Source organism: Streptomyces marincola, from assembly GCF_020410765.1.
In the GTDB taxonomy this organism is placed as follows: domain Bacteria; phylum Actinomycetota; class Actinomycetes; order Streptomycetales; family Streptomycetaceae; genus Streptomyces; species Streptomyces marincola.
The window spans coordinates 6,411,155-6,431,662 of sequence record NZ_CP084541.1 but is presented as its reverse complement, the minus strand read 5'-3'; the positions used below and the strand labels follow the sequence as shown (position 1 = coordinate 6,431,662).

Genomic DNA, 20,508 nt, shown 5'->3' with positions numbered 1-20,508 from the left:
CGACGCCCGCGTACACCGGCAGGCCGAGGCCCAGTCCGTCCTCGGTTCCGAGCAACGCCCAGGCGTTCCGCCCGGCGTCGCTCACCTCAGCGCCCGCCTCCTCTCGCGCGCTCCCGGCAGGCAGCCAGTCGAGCCGGTAGACCGACTCGGTGTCGGCAGCCTCCACGCCGAGCGTTCCGCTGTTGACCGCACGCAGAACGAGGGAGCCGATGCTCGCGACCGGCCGCCCGGCCACGTCGGCCAGGACGATCCTCGCGTTCTCCGGTCCGCGCACCGTGCAATGGACCCGAACGGCCGTGGCTCCCGTGGCGTGCAGGGACACACCCGACCACGCGAACGGCAGCCGCACCTTCCCGTCCTGCTCGGCGCTGCCGGCAACGGAGGCAGCGAGCCCGTGCGCGTGGAGCACGGCGTCGAGCAACGCCGGATGGATGCCGAAACGGTCGGCGTCCGCCTGTGCCGACTCGGGCAGGGCGACCTCGGCGAAGATCTCGTCACCGCGCCGCCAGGCCGTGCGCAGGCCCTGGAACACCGGCCCGTATGCGTAACCCGCGTCGCCGAACGCGTCATAGAAGCCGGCCAGGTCCACGACCTCCGCGTCGGCCGGAGGCCACTGCGCGAGATCGGTTGCCTCGTCGTCAGCCGGCCGCTGGTGATCCAGCCCGCCCTCGGCGTGGCAGGTCCAGCTCTCGTCGGCCTCCGCGTTCTCCGGCCGGGAGTAGATCCGCACCTCGCGACGACCCGTCTCGTCCGAGCCGCTGACGACGACCTGGATCTGGACAGCGCCGCGTTCGGCGATGACGAGGGGCGCCTGGAGGGTGAGTTCCCGCAGGTGGGCGCAGTCGACCTCGTCGCCCGCGCGGATGGCGAGTTCGACGAAGCCGGTGCCGGGGAAAAGGACCGTTCCGCCGATGGCGTGGTCCGCCAGCCACGGGTGGGTGTGCAGGGAGAGCCGACCGGTGAGCATCGCGCCGCCCTCGGCCGCCAACGTGACGGCCGCGCCCAGCAGCGGGTGCCCCGCCGCGCTCTGCCCGAGACCGGCCGGGTCTCCCGCGACTTCCGCCTCCAGCCAGTAGCGCTTGCGTTGGAAGGCGTAGGTCGGCAGGTCCGCGTAGCGCACGGCGCGCCCGGCGAACGCCGCCTTCCAGTCCACGGACACACCACGCCCCCAGACGCGGGACAGGGCGCTCGTGAACGTCTGCACCTCGTCGCGTTCGCGCCGGGTCGTGGGCACGAAGGCGGTGGTGGTGTCGTCCTCGGGCAGGCACTCCGCACCCATCGCCGTCAGCGTCGCGTCCGGACCCAGTTCGAGGAACGTCGACACACCGGCGTTACGCAACGTCGTGATGCCGTCCGCGAAGCGAACGGTGGCGCGCACGTGCCGCACCCAGTACTCCGCCGACCCGATCTCCACCCCGGCCAGCTCACCCGTGACGTTGGAGATGACCGGGATGGCGGGGGCGCGGTAGGTGATCTGCGCCGCGACCTGCTCGAACTCCTCCAGCATCGGGTCCATCAAGCGCGAGTGGAACGCGTGCGACACCGACAGCCGCCGCGTCTTCACACCCGCCTCGGCGAACGACTCCCGCAGCCGCTCGACCGCCGCCTCCTCACCGGCCACGACGACCGAGCGCGGCCCGTTGACCGCCGCCACATCAAGCTCAGGAACATCCGCCAGGGCCTCGGTGACCTGTTCCGGCGTGGCCTGCACCGACAGCATCGCCCCACCGGCAGGCAACGCCTGCATCAGCGAACCGCGCGCGGCCACCAGACGGCAGGCGTCCTCAAGACCGAACACCCCCGCCACATGCGCGGCGGCGATCTCACCGATCGAGTGCCCCGCGACGAAGTCGGGCTTGACGCCGAACGACTCGATCAGCCGCCACAGCGCCACCTCGACCGCGAACAGCCCCGCCTGCGTGAACACCGTCCGATCCAGATCATCGCTCGCCTCGTCGGCCAGCACATCCGCCAGCGGACGCGGCAACAACCCATCGAACCCGGCACACACCTCGGCCAGAGCATCCGCGAACACCGGGAACGCGGCAGCCAGTTCCGCACCCATCCGGGCCCGCTGCGCACCCTGCCCCGTGAACAGCACCGCGACCCGGCCCTCGACCACCTGCTCCGCAGCCGAGACCTCACCCAGAGCCGCGACCAGTTCCTCAGTGTCCCGGCCCCACACCACCGCACGCGCGGACAGCTCCGCACGTCCGGAGGTCAAAGTCCACCCGACATCCACCGGGTCAAGACCAGGCGTGGCCTCGGCCAGCCGCTCGGCCTGCGCCATCACGGCATCCGCATCCCGCGCGGACACCGCCCACGGGATCACCGGCAGGCGGTCACCCGGCAGCACCACGGCCTTCGGCTCGGCATCCTCGACCGGCGCCTGCTCCAGGATCACGTGCGCGTTCGTGCCGCTGATACCGAACGAGGACACACCCGCCCGACGCGGACGCCCCGCATCCACCCACTCGCGAGCCTCGGTCAGCAGCTCGACCGCGCCCACCGACCAGTCCACATGCGACGTCGGCTCATCAACGTGCAGCGTCGGCGGAAGCACACCCTCCCGCATCGCCATCACCATCTTGATCACACCAGCCACACCCGCAGCCGCCTGCGTGTGACCGATGTTCGACTTGATCGACCCCAACCACAACGGCCGGTCATCCGGCCGGTCCTGCCCATACGTCGCCAGCAACGCCTGCGCCTCGATCGGGTCACCCAACCGCGTGCCCGTGCCATGCGCCTCCACCACGTCCACGTCCTCGGGGACCAGGCGGGCATTGGCCAGGGCGGCCCGGATCACGCGCTGCTGCGAGGGACCGTTCGGGGCGGTCAGACCGTTGCTGGCGCCGTCCTGGTTCGTGGCGGAGCCGCGTACGACGGCCAGGATCTGGTGCCCGTTGCGCTTCGCGTCCGACAGGCGTTCCACCAGGAGCATCCCGACGCCCTCGCCCCAGCCCGTGCCGTCCGCCGCCGAGGCGAACGGCTTGCACCGGCCGTCGGCCGCGAGACCGCGCTGCCGGCTGAACTCCACGAAGGTGTTCGGGGTGGGCATCATCGTGACACCGCCCGCGAGAGCGAGGTCGCATTCGCCGTTCCGCAGCGCCTGCGCCGCGAGATGCAGCGCGACCAAGGACGATGAGCACGCCGTGTCCACCGTCACCGCGGGGCCCTCAAGCCCGAACGTGTAGGCCACGCGGCCCGAAGCGAGGCTGACCATCGTGCCGGTCCCGATGAAGCCTTCGACCTGCTCCGGGACACTGGTCAGTCCCGTCGCGTAGCCGGTGGCGAGCACGCCCGCGAAGACACCGGTTCGGCTGCCGCGCACCGACTCGGCAGCGATACCGGCCTGTTCGAAGACCTGCCAGGACGCTTCGAGCAGCAGCCGCTGCTGCGGGTCCATCGCGGTCGCCTCGCGCGGCGAGATGCCGAAGAAGTCCGCGTCGAACGTCGTCGCGTCGTAGAGGAACGCGCCCTCGCGGGCGTAGGTGGTGCCGTGCCGCTGAAGTTCCGGGTCGTAGAGGCGGTCGATGTCCCACCCCCGGTCGGCCGGGAACGCGGACACCGCGTCCGTGCCCTCGGCGACGAGCCGCCACAGGTCTTCCGGGGATTCGACGCCGCCGGGGAACCGGCACGACATGCCGACGATGACGATCGGCTCGTCCGTCCCGAGGGAGGGGGCCACCTCGGCGGCGGCGTCCTCGGCGATCGTGCCCCAGACCTCGCGGAACACGAAGGTCGCGAGCGCCTGGGGAGTCGGGTGGTCGAAGACCAGGGTCGCCGGCAGTCGCAGGCCGGTCGCGGTGGTGAGTCGGTTGCGCAGTTCCACCGCGGTCAGCGAGTCGAAGCCCAGGTCCTTGAACCGTCGTTCCGCGTCCACGCCGAGCGGATCGGCATGGCCGAGCACCGCGGCCACATGGGTGCGCACCAGGTCGAGCACGGTCTGGGTCCGTTCGGCCTCACCGAGCCCGGCGAGTTGCTGGCGCAGGGTGGACGCCTCGGCCGCCGAGCCGGTCGCGCCGACCGCCGCGCGCCGCGTGCGTGCGGGGCGGACAAGTCCGCGCAGCAGTCCGGGCAGCGTCCCCCGGTCGGCCTGGGTCTGCAAGGCGGTCCGGTCCAGCGGGCTCGCGACCAGCAGGGCGTCGTAGGCCCCGCCGGCCACGTCGAACAGGGCCAGCCCGTGGGCGGACGAAAGGGTGGGCACGCCGTTCCTCGCCATGCGGGCCCGGTCCTGTGCCGCGAGGTCCGCGGTCATTCCGCTGGCCTCGTCCCACAGGCCCCAGGCCAGGGAGGTGGCCGGGAGGCCGTTGGCCCGCCGGTGGGCGGCGAGCGCGTCGAGGAAGGTGTTCGCCGCCGCGTAGTTCGCCTGCCCGGCGTTGCCGAAGACACCGGCCGCCGAGGAGTACAGCACGAACATGCGCAGGTCGACGTCGCGGGTGAGCTCGTGCAGGTTGACGGCCGCGTCCACCTTCGGCCGCAGCACCCGCCGCACCTGCTCGTCCGTGAGCGACGCCACCATCCCGTCGTCCAGCACGCCCGCCGCGTGCACCACACCCGTCAACGGGTGCTCGGCCGGGATCGCGGACAGCACCAGGCCCAGTTGTTCGCGGTCGGCCGCGTCGCAGGCGGCTATCTCGACTCGGGCGCCCAGTTCGCCCAGCTCGGCGGCCAGTTCGGCCGCGCCGGGGGCCTCACGCCCCTTGCGGCTGGTCAGCACGAGGGAACGCACGCCGTGCTCGGTGACCAGGTGCCGCGCCAGGAGCGAGCCGAGCGTTCCGGTGCCACCGGTGATCAGCACCGTGCCGTCCCGGTCCAGCGCCGGGGGCACGGTGAGCACGATCTTGCCGGTGTGCCGGGCCTGGCTCATGTGGCGCAGCGCCTCGGGAGCGCGCCGCACGTCCCAGGTGGTGACCGGTAGGGGGCGCAGCACGCCCTGCTCGAAGAGTTCCACGAGCGCGGCCAGCATCTCGCCGAGCCGGTCCGGTCCTGCGTCGAGGACGTCGAACGCCTGGTAGACCACGCCCGGGTGGTCCTGGGCGACCTGTTCGGGGTCACGGATGTCGGTCTTGCCCATCTCCACGAACCGGCCACCGCGCGGCAGCAGTTCGAGGGAGGCGTCCACGAACTCCCGTGCCAGGGCGTCGAGGACGACGTCGACGCCCGCACCACCGGTCGCGGTCAGGAAGGCGTCGCGGAAGTCGAGGTCGCGGCTGGAGGCGAGATGGCTGTCGTCGATTCCGAGCCCGCGCACGACGTCCCACTTGGGTCGGCTGGCGGTGGCGAACACCTCGGCGCCGAGGTGCTGGGCGAGTTGGACCGCGGCCATGCCGACACCGCCGGCGGCGGCGTGGATGAGGACCGACTCGCCTTCGCTCAGCCCTGCCAGGTCGACCAGGCCGTAGTAGGCGGTGAGGTACACGATCGGGATGGAGGCACCTTGTTCGAAGGTCCAGCTGTCCGGCATGCGGGCCAGGGTCCGGTGGTCCGTCACGGCCAGCGGACCGAACGACCCGGGAATCACACCGAACACCCGGTCCCCGGGCGTCACCTGTGTGACGTCCTCGCCCACTTCGACGACCACGCCGGCGGCCTCGCCACCGAGGTTGGCCGCCCCGGGGTACATGCCGAGGCCGATGAGCACGTCGCGGAAGTTGAGGCCGGCGGCCCGCACCGCGACCCGGACCTGTCCAGGCTCCAGCGGCGCGGCGGCCTCGGCGCTGGGCAGCAGCGCCAGGCTCTCCAGGGTTCCGGCACCGGTGGAGTCCAGGCGCCACGCGGTCTCTGACGCGGGTGGCAGCAGAGCGCCTGTGGTGCCGACGCGGGCGAGGCGTGGCGTACGCACACGGCCGGCGCGCAGCGCGAGTTGGGACTCGCCTGCCGCGATGGCCGCGGCGACGGCCTCGATGATGTCGGCGCCGGACGCCGGATCGTCGGACGCCGGGTCCAGGTCGAGCAGCACGAGCCGGTCCGGGTTCTCCGACTGGGCGGAACGCACCAGACCCCACACCGGGGCGAGCGCGAGCTCGCGCACGTCCTCTCCCGGCTCTGTGGCGACCGCCCCGCGGGTGACGACGACGAGCCGCGAGCCGGCCAGTCGCTCTTGCGCCAGCCACTCCTGAACCGTCTCCAGCGCTGCCAGTGTCGCGGCTTCGGCGGCACGGGCCGGCTCCTGCCGGTCGGCGGTCCCTGCACTCGGGGCCCACACGACGACGGTGGGCGTTCCGTCGCCCGCGCCGGTGCCGGTGGTCGCCTCGGCCAGGTCGGCCACCGCGGTCGCCTGAACGGGGAGTCGCGCGCCGAGCCCGAACCGGTCCTCGCCGAGCAGTGCCCAACGTTCTGTCGACGGTGCGTCGGCGGAGCCCTCGGGGAGCGGGGCCGAGGCGTGCGGAGCCACCCAGTCGACGCCGAACAGCGCGTCGTGCTCCGGACCGCTGTCCTTGGCCGCCTCGCCGGGTGCCATGGCGCGCAGGACCAGGGACTCGACCCGCGCGACGGTCTGGCCGGCGGAGTCGGCCGCCTCGATGGACACGGCCTCGGGGCCGGCCGGGGCAATCCGCACGCGGAGGGCGGTGGCACCGGAAGCGAGCAGCGAGACGCCCGTCCAGGCGAACGGGAGGCGCGCACCGCCTTCGGCCGCGAGCGGGCCGAACCCGTTGGCCTGGAGAGCGGCGTCCAGCAACGCCGGGTGCAGGCCGAAGCGCACAGCGTCCTTCTTGAGGTCGTCCGGCAGGGAGACCTCGGCGAAGACCTCGTCACCGCGGCGCCAGGCCGCCCGCAGCCCCTGGAAGGCGGGCCCGTAGCCGTAGCCGGCGCCGGCCATCGCGGGGTAGAAGTCCGAGATCTCCACGGGTTCGGCGTCGGCCGGGGGCCAGGACGTCAGGTCGGCGGAGAGCGTGGAGGCCGCCGGTTCCGGAGCCAGCAGCCCTTCGGCATGGCAGGTCCACGACTGACCGGCGGTGGCGCTCTCCGGGCGGGACCAGACGCGCACCTCCCGGACTCCGGTCCCGTCCGGAGCACCCACAACCACCTGTACCTGAACGGCCCCCCGGTCGGGGAGGACCAGCGGCGCCTGGAGCATCAGCTCCCGCACGTGGCCGCAGTCGACCTCGTCGCCGGCACGGACGGCAAGCTCGACGAAACCGGTCCCGGGCAGCAGAACGGTGCCACCGACGGCGTGGTCCGCCAGCCACGGGTGGGTGTGCAGGGAGAGCCGACCGGTGAGCATCGCGCCGTCTTCACCCGCCAGGTGCGCGGTGGCACCCAGCAGCGGGTGCTCGGCCGCCGCCAGCCCGGCTCCACTGACATCGGCGGTCCCGGCAGCCCCTTCGAGCCAGTACCGCTGGCGTTGGAAGGCGTAGGTCGGCAGGTCGACCCGGCGCACGGCGCGCCCGGCGAATGCAGCCTTCCAGTCCACGGACACACCACGCCCCCAGATGCGGGACAGGGCGCTGGTGAACGTCCGCACCTCGTCGCGTTCGCGCCGGGTCGTGGGCACGAAGGCGGCGGTGGTGTCGTCCTCGGGCAGGCACTCCGCGCCCATCGCGGTCAGCGTCGCGTCCGGGCCCAGCTCCAGGAACGTCGACACACCGGCGTTACGCAACGTCGTGATGCCGTCCGCGAAGCGGACCGTGGCGCGGACATGCCGCACCCAGTACTCCGCCGACCCGATCTCCACCCCGGCCAGCTCACCCGTGACGTTCGACACCACGGGAATGGCGGGGGCGCGGTAGGTGATCTGCGCGGCGATGCGCTCGAACTCCTCCAGCATCGGGTCCATCAGGCGCGAGTGGAACGCGTGCGAGACCGACAGCCGCCGCGTCTTCACACCCGCCTCGGTGAACGACTCCCGCAGCCGCTCGACCGCCGCCTCCTCACCGGCCACGACGACCGAGCGCGGCCCGTTGACGGCCGCAATGTCCAGACCGTCGACGTCGTCCAGAGCCTCGCTGACCTCTTCCGGCGTGGCCTGCACCGACAGCATCGCGCCACCGGCCGGCAACGCCTGCATCAGCGAACCGCGCGCGGCCACCAGACGGCAGGCGTCCGCGAGGTCGAACACCCCCGCCACGTGCGCGGCGGCGATCTCACCGATCGAGTGCCCCGCGACGAAGTCGGGCTTGACGCCGAACGACTCGATCAGCCGCCACAGCGCCACCTCGACCGCGAACAGCCCCGCCTGCGTGAACACCGTCCGATCCAGATCATCGCTCGCCTCATCGGCCAGCACCTCACCCAGCGGACGCGGCAACAACCCATCGAACCCGGCACACACCTCGGCCAGAGCATCCGCGAACACCGGGAAGACGGCAGCCAGTTCGGCGCCCATCCGGGCCCGCTGCGCACCCTGCCCCGTGAACAGCACCGCTACGTGGCCCTCGACCACATGCTCGGCAGCCGACACCCCGCGCAGCGCCGCGATCAGCTCCCCGGCATCCCGGCCCCACACCACCGCACGCGCGGACAACTCCGCACGCCCGGACACCAACGACCACCCGACATCCCCCGCGTCCAGCTCAACAGCAGCATCCGCCAGCCGTTCCGCCTGCGCCACCACAGCATCCGCATCCCGCGCGGACACCACCCACGGCACCACCGGCAACGGCTCGCCGGCCTGCACCACAGCGCCCGGCTCGGCATCCGCCGGCGCCTGCTCGATGATGACGTGCGCGTTCGTGCCACTGATACCGAACGACGACACGCCCGCCCGACGCGGACGGCCGTTCTCCGCCCACTCCCGCGCCTCGGACAGCAACTCCACCGCACCCGCCGACCAGTCCACATGCGACGTCGGCTCATCGATGTGCAGCGAACGCGGCAGCACACCCTGCCGCATCGCCATCACCATCTTGATGACGCCCGCGACACCCGCCGCCGCCTGCGTATGCCCGATGTTCGACTTGATCGACCCCAGCCACAACGGCTGGTTCTCCGGCCGGTCCTGCCCATACGTGGCCAGCAGTGCCTGCGCCTCGATCGGGTCGCCCAACGAGGTACCCGTGCCGTGCGCCTCGACCACGTCGACGTCCCCGGTCTTCAGACCCGCGTTGGCCAGGGCCTGGCGGATGACGCGCTGCTGCGAGGGGCCGTTCGGCGCGGTCAGGCCGTTGCTCGCGCCATCCTGGTTGATCGCCGAGCCCCGCACCACCGCGAGCACCCGGTGGCCGTTGCGCCGCGCGTCCGACAGCCGCTCCACGAGCAGCACACCCACGCCCTCGCCCCAGCCCGTGCCGTCCGCCGCCGAGGCGAACGGCTTGCACCGGCCGTCGGCCGCCAGACCACGCTGACGGCTGAACTCCACGAACGTGCCCGCCGTCGGCATCACCGTCACGCCGCCGGCCAGCGCCATGTCGCACTCGCCATTCCTCAGTGCCTGCGCCGCCAGGTGCAGCGCGACCAACGACGAGGAGCACGCCGTGTCCACCGTCACCGCGGGCCCCTCAAGCCCGAACGTGTAAGCCAGCCGCCCCGAGACGACGCTGCCGGAGGAGCCGGTACCGACGAAGCCCTCGATCTCCTCCGGTATCCGGGTCAGACGAGTGGCGTAGTCGTAGTACATGGCCCCGGTGAAGACTCCGGTGCGGCTGCCGCGCACGGACTCGGCCGGGACACCGGCCCGTTCGAACGCCTCCCAGGACGCTTCGAGCAGCAACCGCTGCTGCGGGTCCATCGCCAGCGCCTCACGCGGCGACACCCCGAAGAACTCGGCGTCGAACTCCGCCGCGTCGTACAGGAACCCGCCCTCACGGGCGTACGTCGTACCGTGCCGGCTCGGGTCGGGGTCGTACAGGTTCTCCAGATCCCAGCCCCGGTCGGCGGGGAACCCGCCCACGGCGTCCGTACCCTCGGCGACCAGCCGCCACAGGTCCTCGGGAGAGCTGACGCCGCCCGGGTAGCGGCAGGCCATGCCGACGATGGCAATCGGCTCCTCCGCGTCACCGCCGACGGCCACGGCCGGACCGGCCGCGTCCGCGGCCAGGCCGAGCACCTGCCGCTGCACGAACGCGGCGAGAGCGACGGGCGTGGGGTGATCGAAGACGAGAGTCGCGGGCAGCCGCAGACCGGTCGCCGCGTCGAGTCGATTGCGCAGTTCGAGAGCGGTGAGCGAGTCGAAGCCCAAGTCCTTGAACTGCCGTTCCGTCTCCACCGCCTGGGCACTGGCGTGCCCGAGGACGGCGGCGACCTCCTCGCGCACCAGACCGAGGACCAGCTTGTCCCGCTCGACGCGTTCGAGTCCGGCCAGTCGACGCCGCAGCGCGGACCCCTCGACGTGTCCCTGGGAGCCCGCGGCGGCGCGCCGCGCGCCTCGGACCCGGATCAGACCGCGGAGCAGTTCGGGAACGGGCCCGCGGTGTGCTCGCGCGTTGAGCGCGGGCATGTCGAGGGGGTTGGCGACGAGCAGGGCGTCGGCCGCGACTCCGGCCGAGTCGAACAGCGCGAGCCCCTGCTCGGTGGTGAGCGGCACCATACCGCTGTGCGCCATGCGGGACCGGCTCTGCCCGTCGAGCTGTCCCGTCATTCCGCCGTCCTGCTCCCACAGGCCCCAGGCGAGGGACACGGCGGGGAGGCCGTTGGCCTGCCGGTGGGCGGCGAGCGCGTCGAGGAAGGTGTTCGCCGCCGCGTAGTTCGCCTGCCCGGCGTTGCCGAAGACACCGGCGGCCGACGAGTACAGCACGAACATGGCCAGGTCCGCGTCGCGGGTGAGCTCGTGCAGGTGGACGGCCGCGTCCACCTTCGGTCGCAGCACCCGCCGGAAACGCTCGTCGTTCAGCGACGCGAACAGGCCGTCGTCCAGCACACCGGCCGCGTGCACCACACCGGTCAGCGGATGCGCGGCGGGCACCAGCGCCAACGCGCGGGCCAGCTCCCCACGGTCCGCGGCGTCACAGGCCACGACCTGGGCGTGAGCCCCGGCAGCGGCAAGCTCGGCGACCAATTCGGCCGCTCCCGGGGCATCGGCACCGCGGCGGCTGGTCAGCAGCAGCGAGCGGATGCCGTAACGGGCCACCAAGTGGCGGGCCAGGGCCGCGCCCAGCGAACCGGTGCCCCCGGTGATCACCACGGTGCCCTCGGTGTCGAGCCGCGCCCACGGCGTGGGCGCCCCCTCCTCCGTTTCGCCCGCGCGCGACAGGCGGGGCACGAGGATGTCGCCCGCGCGGGCGGCGGTCTGCGCCTCACCCGTGGCCAGGGCTGCCCCGACGAGACGTTCCAACTCCTCGTTCCCGGGAACGCCGGCGTCCGGGTCGAGATCGAGCAGTACGAGGCGTCCTGGAGCTTCCGACTGCGCCGAACGGATCAGCCCCCACACGCCCGCGTGGGCCAGGTCGGGCGCGCCCTCGCCGGGGTGAACGGCCACGGCGCCTCGCGTGACCACGACGAGGCGGGAGGCGGCCAGACGCTCCTCCGCGAGCCAATCACGCACAGTCGCCCATGTCCGCACCGTCGTGTCGGCCATACGTTCGGCGAGTCCGGTCGCTCCGGGAGCCGCCGTCGCCGGTTCGCCAGCGAGGTACAGCACCACCACGGGCGGAGCCGCGGTGTCGGTGCCCTCGACGCCATCCGGCGCGAGTCCTGGCAGGTCGTCGAGCGCGTCATGGACGGGCAGCCGCAGGCCGGGCATCAACCGGTCCGTGCGCAACGCGGCCCACGTTCCGACCGCTGGCACCTCGCCGGCCCCATCGGCCTCGGGCGCCGCCCACCCCAGCCGGAACAGGGCGGCGCTCCCGCCTCCACCCGCCGCGGCCATCTGCTCGGACGTCACCGGCCTGACGGTCAACGCCTCGATCTCCGCGACACGTTGCCCCGCGGGATCAGCCACCTGGATCGAGATCGCGCTGTCACCGACCGGAAGCAGTCGCGCCCTGACAGCCGCGGCGCCCGACGCCGCGAGCGTCACCCCTGACCAGGCGAACGGAAGGCGCAAGCCGGCGGCGTCCTCGTCGGCGTCGGCCGCGCCCGCGAATCCGTGCGCGTGGAGGACGGCGTCGAACAACGCGGGGTGGAGACCGAAGCGGGCCGCGGCGGACTGCTCGTCCTCCGGCAGGGCCACCTCGGCGAAGATCTCCTCACCGCGCCGCCAAGCCGCGCGCAGTCCCTGGAACACCGGGCCGTAGCCGTAACCGGCCTCGGCGGCGGCCAGGTAGAACCGCGACACATCCAGTTCTTCCGCGTCTGCGGGCGGCCAGACGCTCAGCTCCACCGGCGGGGCGGCGTCCGTGTCCCCAGGCACAAGACTGCCGTCGGCATGGCAGGTCCAGTCCTCGTCCGGAGCGGCGTTCTCCGGGCGGGACCAGACATGAACCGCCCGCTGCCCGGTGTCGTCCGCGGCACCGACGACGACCTGGACGGCGACCCCACCGCGTTCGGGGATGACGAGGGGCGCCTGGAGGGTGAGTTCCCGCAGGTGGGCGCAGTCGACCTCGTCGCCCGCGCGGATGGCGAGTTCGACGAAGCCGGTGCCGGGGAACAGGACCGTGCCGCCGATGGCGTGGTCCGCCAGCCACGGGTGGGTGTGCAGGGAGAGCCGACCGGTGAGCATCGCGCCGCCCTCGGCCGCCAACGTGACGGCCGCGCCCAGCAGCGGGTGCCCCGCCGCGACCAGGCCCGCGGAACTCACGTTGCCCGCGCCGGTCTCCTCGCGCAGCCAGTAGCGGCGGCGTTGGAAGGCGTAGGTCGGCAGGTCGACCCGGCGCACGGCGCGCCCGGCGAACGCCGCCTTCCAGTCCACGGACACACCACGCCCCCAGACCCGGGACAGGGCACTGGTGAACGTCTCCACCTCGTCACGCTCACGCCGCGTGGCAGCGACGAATGCGGCGGTGGCGTCGTCCTCGGGCAGGCACTCCGCACCCATCGCGGTCAGCGTCGCGTCCGGCCCCAGCTCCAGGAACGTCGACACACCAGCGTCACGCAGCGCGGCAATACCGTCCGCGAATCGCACCGTGGCGCGCACGTGCCGCACCCAGTACTCCGCCGACCCGATCTCCACCCCGGCCAGCTCACCCGTGACGTTCGACACCACGGGAATGGCGGGGGCGCGGTAGGTGAGCGTCGAGGCGACCCGCTCGAACTCCTCCAGCATCGGGTCCATCAGGCGCGAGTGGAACGCGTGCGACACCGACAGCCGCCGCGTCTTCACACCCGTTTCGGTGAGCACCGTGCCGAGCCGGTCGATCGCAGCCTCGTCACCAGCCACCACAACGGACCGCGGCCCGTTGACCGCCGCCACATCAAGCTCAGGAACATCCGCCAGGGCCTCGCTGACCTGCTCCGGCGTGGCCTGCACCGACAGCATCGCCCCACCGGCAGGAAGCGCCTGCATCAGCGAACCGCGCGCCGCCACCAGACGGCAGGCGTCCTCAAGACCGAACACCCCCGCCACATGCGCCGCCGCGATCTCACCGATCGAATGCCCCGCGACGAAGTCCGGCTTGACGCCGAACGACTCGATCAGCCGCCACAGCGCCACCTCGACCGCGAACAGCCCCGCCTGCGTGAACACCGTCCGATCCAGATCATCGCTCGCCTCGTCGGCCAGCACATCCGCCAGCGGACGCGGCAGCAGACCATCGAACCCGGCACACACCTCGCCCAGAGCATCCGCGAACACCGGGAACGCGGCAGCCAGCTCCGCACCCATCCGGGCCCGCTGCGCACCCTGCCCCGTGAACAGCACCGCGACCCGGCCCTCGACCACCTGCTCCGCAGCCGACACCCCGCGCAGCCCCGCGACCAGCTCCCCGGCATCCCGGCCCCACACCACCGCACGCGCGGACAACTCCGCACGCCCCGAGGCCAACGACCACCCGACATCCCCCGCGTCCAGCTCAACAGCAGCATCCGCCAGCCGTTCCGCCTGCGCCATCACGGCATCCGCATCCCGCGCGGACACCACCCACGGGATCACCGGCAGGCGGTCGCCCGGCAGCACCACGGCCTTCGGCTCCGCGTCCTCGGCCGGGGCCTGCTCCAGGATCACGTGCGCGTTCGTGCCGCTGATACCGAACGAGGACACACCCGCCCGACGCGGACGACCCTCCCCCACCCACTCGCGGGCCTCGGTCAGCAGCTCGACCGCGCCCGCCGACCAGTCCACGTGCTCCGACGGCTCATCGACGTGCAGCGTCGGCGGAAGCACACCCGCCCGCATCGCCATCACCATCTTGATGACACCCGCGACACCCGCAGCCGCCTGCGTATGCCCGATGTTCGACTTGATCGACCCCAGCCACAACGGCCGGTCCTCCGGCCGGTCCTGCCCATACGTCGCCAGCAGCGCCTGCGCCTCGATCGGGTCACCCAACCGCGTGCCCGTCCCATGCGCCTCCACCACGTCCACATCGGTCGTGGACAGCCCCGCACCGGCGAGGGCCTGGCGGATGACGCGCTGCTGCGAAGGGCCGTTCGGGGCGGTCAGACCGTTGCTCGCACCGTCCTGGTTGATCGCCGAGCCCCGCACGACGGCCAGCACCTGGTGCCCGTTGCGCCGCGCGTCCGACAGCCGCTCCACAAGCAGCACACCGACGCCCTCGCCCCAGCCCGTGCCGTCCGCCGCCGAGGCGAACGACTTGCAGCGGCCGTCCGCCGACAGACCACGCTGGCGGCTGAACTCCACGAACGTGCCCGCCGTCGGCATCACCGTCACGCCGCCGGCCAGCGCCATGTCGCACTCGCCCTGACGCAGCGCCTGCGCCGCGAGATGCAGCGCGACCAACGACGAGGAGCACGCCGTGTCCACCGTCACCGCGGGCCCCTCAAGCCCGAACGTGTAAGCCACGCGGCCGGACAGGACGCTGCCGGAGTTGCCCGTTCCGAGGAACCCCTCGACCCCTTCCGGCACTTCGTTCAGACGGCTGGCGTACTCGTGGTACATGACGCCCGCGAACACACCGGTGCGGCTGCCGCGCACCGACTCGGCCGGGACACCGGCCCGTTCGAACGCCTCCCACGACGCTTCGAGCAGCAACCGCTGCTGCGGGTCCATCGCCAGCGCCTCACGCGGCGACACCCCGAAGAACGGCGCGTCGAACTCCGCCGCGTCATACAGGAACCCGCCCTCCCGGGTGTAGCTGGTGCCGTGTCGGCCCGGCTCCGGGTCGTAGAGGCGGTCGATGTCCCACCCCCGGTCGGTCGGGAACGTTCCGATGGCATCGCCGCCGGAGCCGACGAGCTGCCACAGCTCCTCGGGCGAGTTCACCCCGCCCGGATAACGGCAGGCCATGCCGACGATGGCGATCGGCTCGTCGTGCACGGTGGCCGCGGGCAGGGTCGCGGGCGCCCCGGTCTCGCCACCGCCCACCTCGGCGTGGACGAACGCGGCGAGCGCGGCGGGCGTCGGGTGGTCGAAGATGAGGGTCGCGGGCAGCCGCAAGCCCGTGGCCATGGTCAGCCGGTTGCGCAGTTCCACGGCGGTCAGCGAGTCGAAGCCCAGTTCGTTGAAGGGGCGTTCGGCGTCGATCGCGAGCGCGTCCGCGTGGCCGAGCACCGCGGCGACGTGCGCGCGCACCAGGTCGAGCACGACGCGTTCGCGCTCCTGCGTCTCCAGTCCGCGCAGTTGGTCGGCGAGCGGCGAGCTGGCAGCGGCCTTCGCGCTGCGGCGGCCGGGCGCACGGGAGACGAGGCCGGAGAGCAAGGCGGGCACACCGCCGTCCGCTGCGCGGGTGCGCAAGGCCGGGAGGTCCAGCCGGACCGGGAGCAGCAGAGGAGCGCCGGTGCCGAGCGCCGCGTCGAACAGGGCAAGTCCGTGGTCGGCGGCCAGAGGCAGCAGGCCCTCCTCGGCCATGCGCGACCTGCTCTGCTGGTCGAGCTGCCCGGACATGCCGCCGTCCTGTTCCCACAGGCCCCAGGCGAGGGAGGTGCCGGGCAGGCCGAGGCCGCGCCGGTGCGCCGCCAGGCCGTCGAGGAACGCGTTCGCCGCCGCGTAGTTCCCCTGACCAGGCCCACCGAACACACCCGCCGCCGAGGAGAACAGCACGAACATCTCCAGATCGGCATCACGCGTCAGCTCATGCAGATTGATCGCCGCGTCCACCTTCGGCCGCAGCACCCGCCGCACCTGCTCATCCGAAAGCGACACCACCAACCCGTCGTCCAGCACACCCGCCGCATGCACCACACCCGACAACGGATACTCGGCCGGAACCCGCGCGAGCACACCCGCCAACGCCTCGCGGTCAGCGGCATCGCACGCCGCCACCTCAACCCGCGCCCCCAGCGACTCCAACTCCCCCACCAACTCCACCGCACCATCCGCCGCCAACCCACGACGACTCGTCAACACCAACGACCCCACCCCGTACCGCTCCACCAGATGCCGAGCCACCAGCGCACCCAACGCACCCGTACCACCCGTCACCAACACCGTGCCCTCCCGCTGGTGCGCCCGGTCGGTGAGGGTGTCGTCCACGGGGGGCGCGTCGGCCCTGGCGAGCCTCGGCGCGTGGGCCTGCTCCTCCCGTATCGCGATCTGCGGTTCGCCACCGGCGAGAGCGGAGGCGATGCCCGCCGCCGCGTCGACGGTGGGATCGAGGTCGAGGTCCACCAGCACCAGGCGCCCGGGGTTCTCCGTCTGCGCGCTGCGCAGCAGTCCCCAGACGGCGGCGGCGGCCGGGTCCGAGACCGGCTCGGAGGGCAGGGTGGCCACCGCGCCCCGAGTCACCACGACCAGGGTCGAGCCCGCCCCGGCGAGCGCGGGGGCGGTGAGCCACGACTGGACGAGCGCGAGGGTGTGGAGCACCAGTTCCTCGGCGGAACCGGCGATGCCGTGCGCGCCGGTGGTCTGCGGCGTGTGCACCACGACGGGCGGGAGATGGCCGTCCTCGGCGGACAGCAGCGCGGCGACATCGGCGTGGGAGGGGAGGCCGAGCGCCAGGGTGTCGGCCCCGAGAACGGCCCACTGGGTCTGTGGTTCCACGGTCAGCTTCTGGGCCACGGGCTGCCAGTCGACGCGGAACAGCGCGTCGCGCGTCACGGAGGGCGCGGCGGCGAGTTGTTCCGCGGACACGGGGCGGGTCGCCAGCGAGTCGACGGTGAGGACGGGACGGCCTTCTCCGTCCGCGATGTGCAGGGACAGCCCGTCCGTTCCCGCTCCGGTCAGGCGGACGCGCGCCGCCTCGGCGCCGACGGCGAGCAGGGAGACACCGGACCAGGCGAACGGCAGCCGCAGCGTCTCGTCGCCGCCGTCCGCGAGCCGGCCCGCGTGCAGGACGGCGTCGAGCAGCGCGGGATGCATGCCGTAACGGCCCGCCTGGGCACGGATGTCCTCCGGCAGGGCCACTTCGGCGAAGATCTCGTCACCGCGCCGCCAGGCCGCGCGCAGCCCTTGGAACACCGGGCCGTACCCGTACCCGGCCTCGGCGGCGGCCGGGTAGAACGCGGAGAGGTCCACCGGCCTGGCGTCGGCGGGAGGCCATGCGGTCAGCTCGAACGAGGCGGACGCGGCAGTCGTTTCCTCCTGAGCGAGCACGCCGTCGGCGTGGCAGGTCCACGCCTCGTCGCCGTCGGCGTCCTCCGGCCGGGAGTAGATCCGCACGGGGCGGCGGCCGGCGTCGTCCGGGGCAGCGACGACCACCTGTACCTGGACGGCACCGCGCTCGGGCAGCAGCAGCGGCGCCTGAAGGGCCAGCTCGTGCAGGTGCGGGCAACCCGCTTCGTCGCCCGCGCGGATGGCGAGTTCGACGAAGCCGGTGCCGGGGAAGAGGACCGTTCCGCCGATGGCGTGGTCCGCCAGCCACGGGTGCGTGTGCAGGGAGAGCCGGCCGGTGAGGATGACGCCGCTTTCGGCGGCCAGGGACACGGCTGCGCCGAGCAGCGGGTGTCCGGCGGCGCTCTGGCCGAGACCGGCCGGGTCCCCGATGGTCTCGTGCTCCAGCCAGTAGCGGCGGCGTTGGAAGGCGTAGGTCGGCAGGTCTGCGTAGCGCACGGCGCGCCCGGCGAAGGCCGCCTTCCAGTCCACGGACACACCACGCCCCCAGATGCGGGACAGGGCACTGGTGAACGTCTGCACCTCGTCGCGTTCGCGCCGGGTCGTGGGCACGAAGGCGGTGGTGGTGTCGTCCTCGGGCAGGCACTCCGCACCCATCGCGGTCAACGTCGCGTCCGGGCCCAGCTCCAGGAACGTCGACACACCGGCGTTGCGCAGCGCGTCGATGCTGTCCGCAAAGCGGACGGTGGCGCGCACGTGTCGCACCCAGTACCCGGCCGTGCCGATCTCCTCGCCCGCCAGCTCACCCGTGACATTGGAGATCACCGGAATCCCGGGGACCTGATAGGTGATCTGCGCGGCGACCCGCTCGAACTCCTCCAGCATCGGGTCCATCAGGCGCGAGTGGAACGCGTGCGACACCGACAGCCGCCGCGTCTTCACATCCGCCTCGGTGAACGACTCCCGCAGCCGCTCGACCACCGCCTCCTCACCGGCCACGACGACCGACCGCGGCCCGTTGACCGCCGCGATGTCCAGACCGTCGACCTCGCCCAGGGCCTCGGTGACCTGCTCGGGCGTGGCCTGTACGGACAGCATCGCCCCACCGGCCGGCAACGCCTGCATCAGCGAGCCACGCGCGGCCACCAGACGGCAGGCGTCCTCAAGACCGAACACCCCCGCCACGTGCGCGGCGGCGATCTCACCGATCGAGTGCCCCGCGACGAAGTCGGGCCTGACGCCGAACGATTCGGCCAGGCGCCACAGCGCCACCTCGACCGCGAACAGCCCCGCCTGCGTGAACACCGTCCGATCCAGATCATCACTGGTCTCGTCGGCCAGCACATCCGCCAGCGGACGCGGCAGCAGACCATCGAACCCGGCACACACCTCGGCCAGAGCATCCGCGAACACCGGGAACGCGGCAGCCAGCTCCGCACCCATCCGGGCCCGCTGCGCACCCTGCCCCGTGAACAGCACCGCGACCCGGCCCTCGACCACCTGCTCCGCAGACGAGACCTCACCCAGAGCCGCGACCAGTTCCCCGGCATCCCGGCCCCACACCACCGCGCGGGACGCCAACTCCGCACGCCCGGAGGCCAACGACCACCCGACATCCCCCGCGTCCAGCTCGGCAGCCACGCCCGCCAGCCGTTCCGCCTGCGCCAGCAACGCCTCGTTCGTGCGCGCCGAGACGACCCACGGCACCACCGGCAACCGGCCGCCCGGCAGCACGACTTCGCCCGGCTCCGCGTCCTCGGCCGGTGCCTGCTCCAGGATCACGTGCGCGTTCGTGCCCGACACACCGAACGCCGAGACACCCGCGCGGCGCGGACGCTCGTTCTCCGGCCATTCCCTGGCCTCGGTCAGCAGCTCCACCGCGCCCGCCGACCAGTCCACATGCTGCGACGGTTCATCGATGTGCAGCGTCGGCGGAAGCACACCCGCCCGCATCGCCATCACCATCTTGATGACGCCCGCGGCACCCGCCGCCGCCTGCGTATGCCCGATGTTCGACTTCACCGATCCCAACCACAACGGCCGGTCCTCGGGCCGGTCCTGGCCGTACGTCGCCAGCAGCGCCTGCGCCTCGATCGGGTCGCCCAACGAGGTGCCCGTGCCGTGCGCCTCCACCGCGTCGACGTCGGCGGCCGTCAGGCGTGCGCTGTCCAGCGCGGAGCGGATGACGCGCTGCTGCGAGGGGCCGTTCGGCGCGGTCAGGCCGTTGCTGGCGCCGTCCTGGTTGACGGCGGAACCCCGCAGTACGGCCAGGACCCGGTGGCCGTTGCGCCGCGCGTCCGACAGGCGCTCGACGAGCAGCAGGCCGATGCCCTCCGCCCAGCCGGTGCCGTCGGCCGCCGAGGAGAACGGCTTGCACCGGCCGTCGGCCGCCAGACCGCGCTGCCGGCTGAACTCGACGAAGACTCCCGGGCTCGGGAGCACGGTGACGCCGCCGGCCAGGGCCATGTCGCACTCGCCGTTGCGCAGCGCCTGCGCCGCCAGGTGCAGGGCGACCAGCGACGAGGAGCAGGCGGTGTCGATGGTCACCGCCGGGCCTTCGAGGCCGAGTGTGTAGGCGACGCGCCCGGAGAGGATGCTGGTCGCGACACCGGTCATGGAGAAGCCCTCGGCGCTCTCCGGCACGTGCAGCGTGTCGATGTAGCCGAAGTGCGCGCCGCCGACGAAGACGCCGGTGCCGTGGCCCTTGAGCGAGGTGGGGGCGATCCCGGCCCGTTCGAACGCCTCCCAGGCGGTTTCCAGCAGCAGGCGCTGCTGCGGGTCCATCGCCAGTGCCTCACGGGGGCTGATGCCGAAGAACTCCGCGTCGAACTCGGCCGCGTCGTAGAGGAAGCCGCCCTGGTCCGCGTAGCTGGTGCCCGAGTGGTCGGGGTCGGGGTGGAACAGTTCGTCCAGGTTCCAGCCCCGGTCGGCCGGGAAGTCGCCGACCGCGTCCGTGCCCTCGGCGACGAGGCGCCACAGCTCCTCGGGCGAGTTCACCCCACCGGGGAACCGGCAGGCCATGCCGACGATCGCGATCGGCTCCTTGCTCCTCGCCTCGGTGAGTTGCAGACGCTGGCGGGTTT

General features: G+C 72.8%; 1 pseudogene. It reads right to left on the bottom strand.

Features of this window, described 5'->3' with window-relative positions:
* Positions 1 to 124: 124 nt before the first annotated feature.
* Positions 125 to 20,422, bottom strand: a pseudogene (locus LC193_RS28180) (SDR family NAD(P)-dependent oxidoreductase); the annotation flags it as partial.
* Positions 20,423 to 20,508 lie beyond the last annotated feature (86 nt).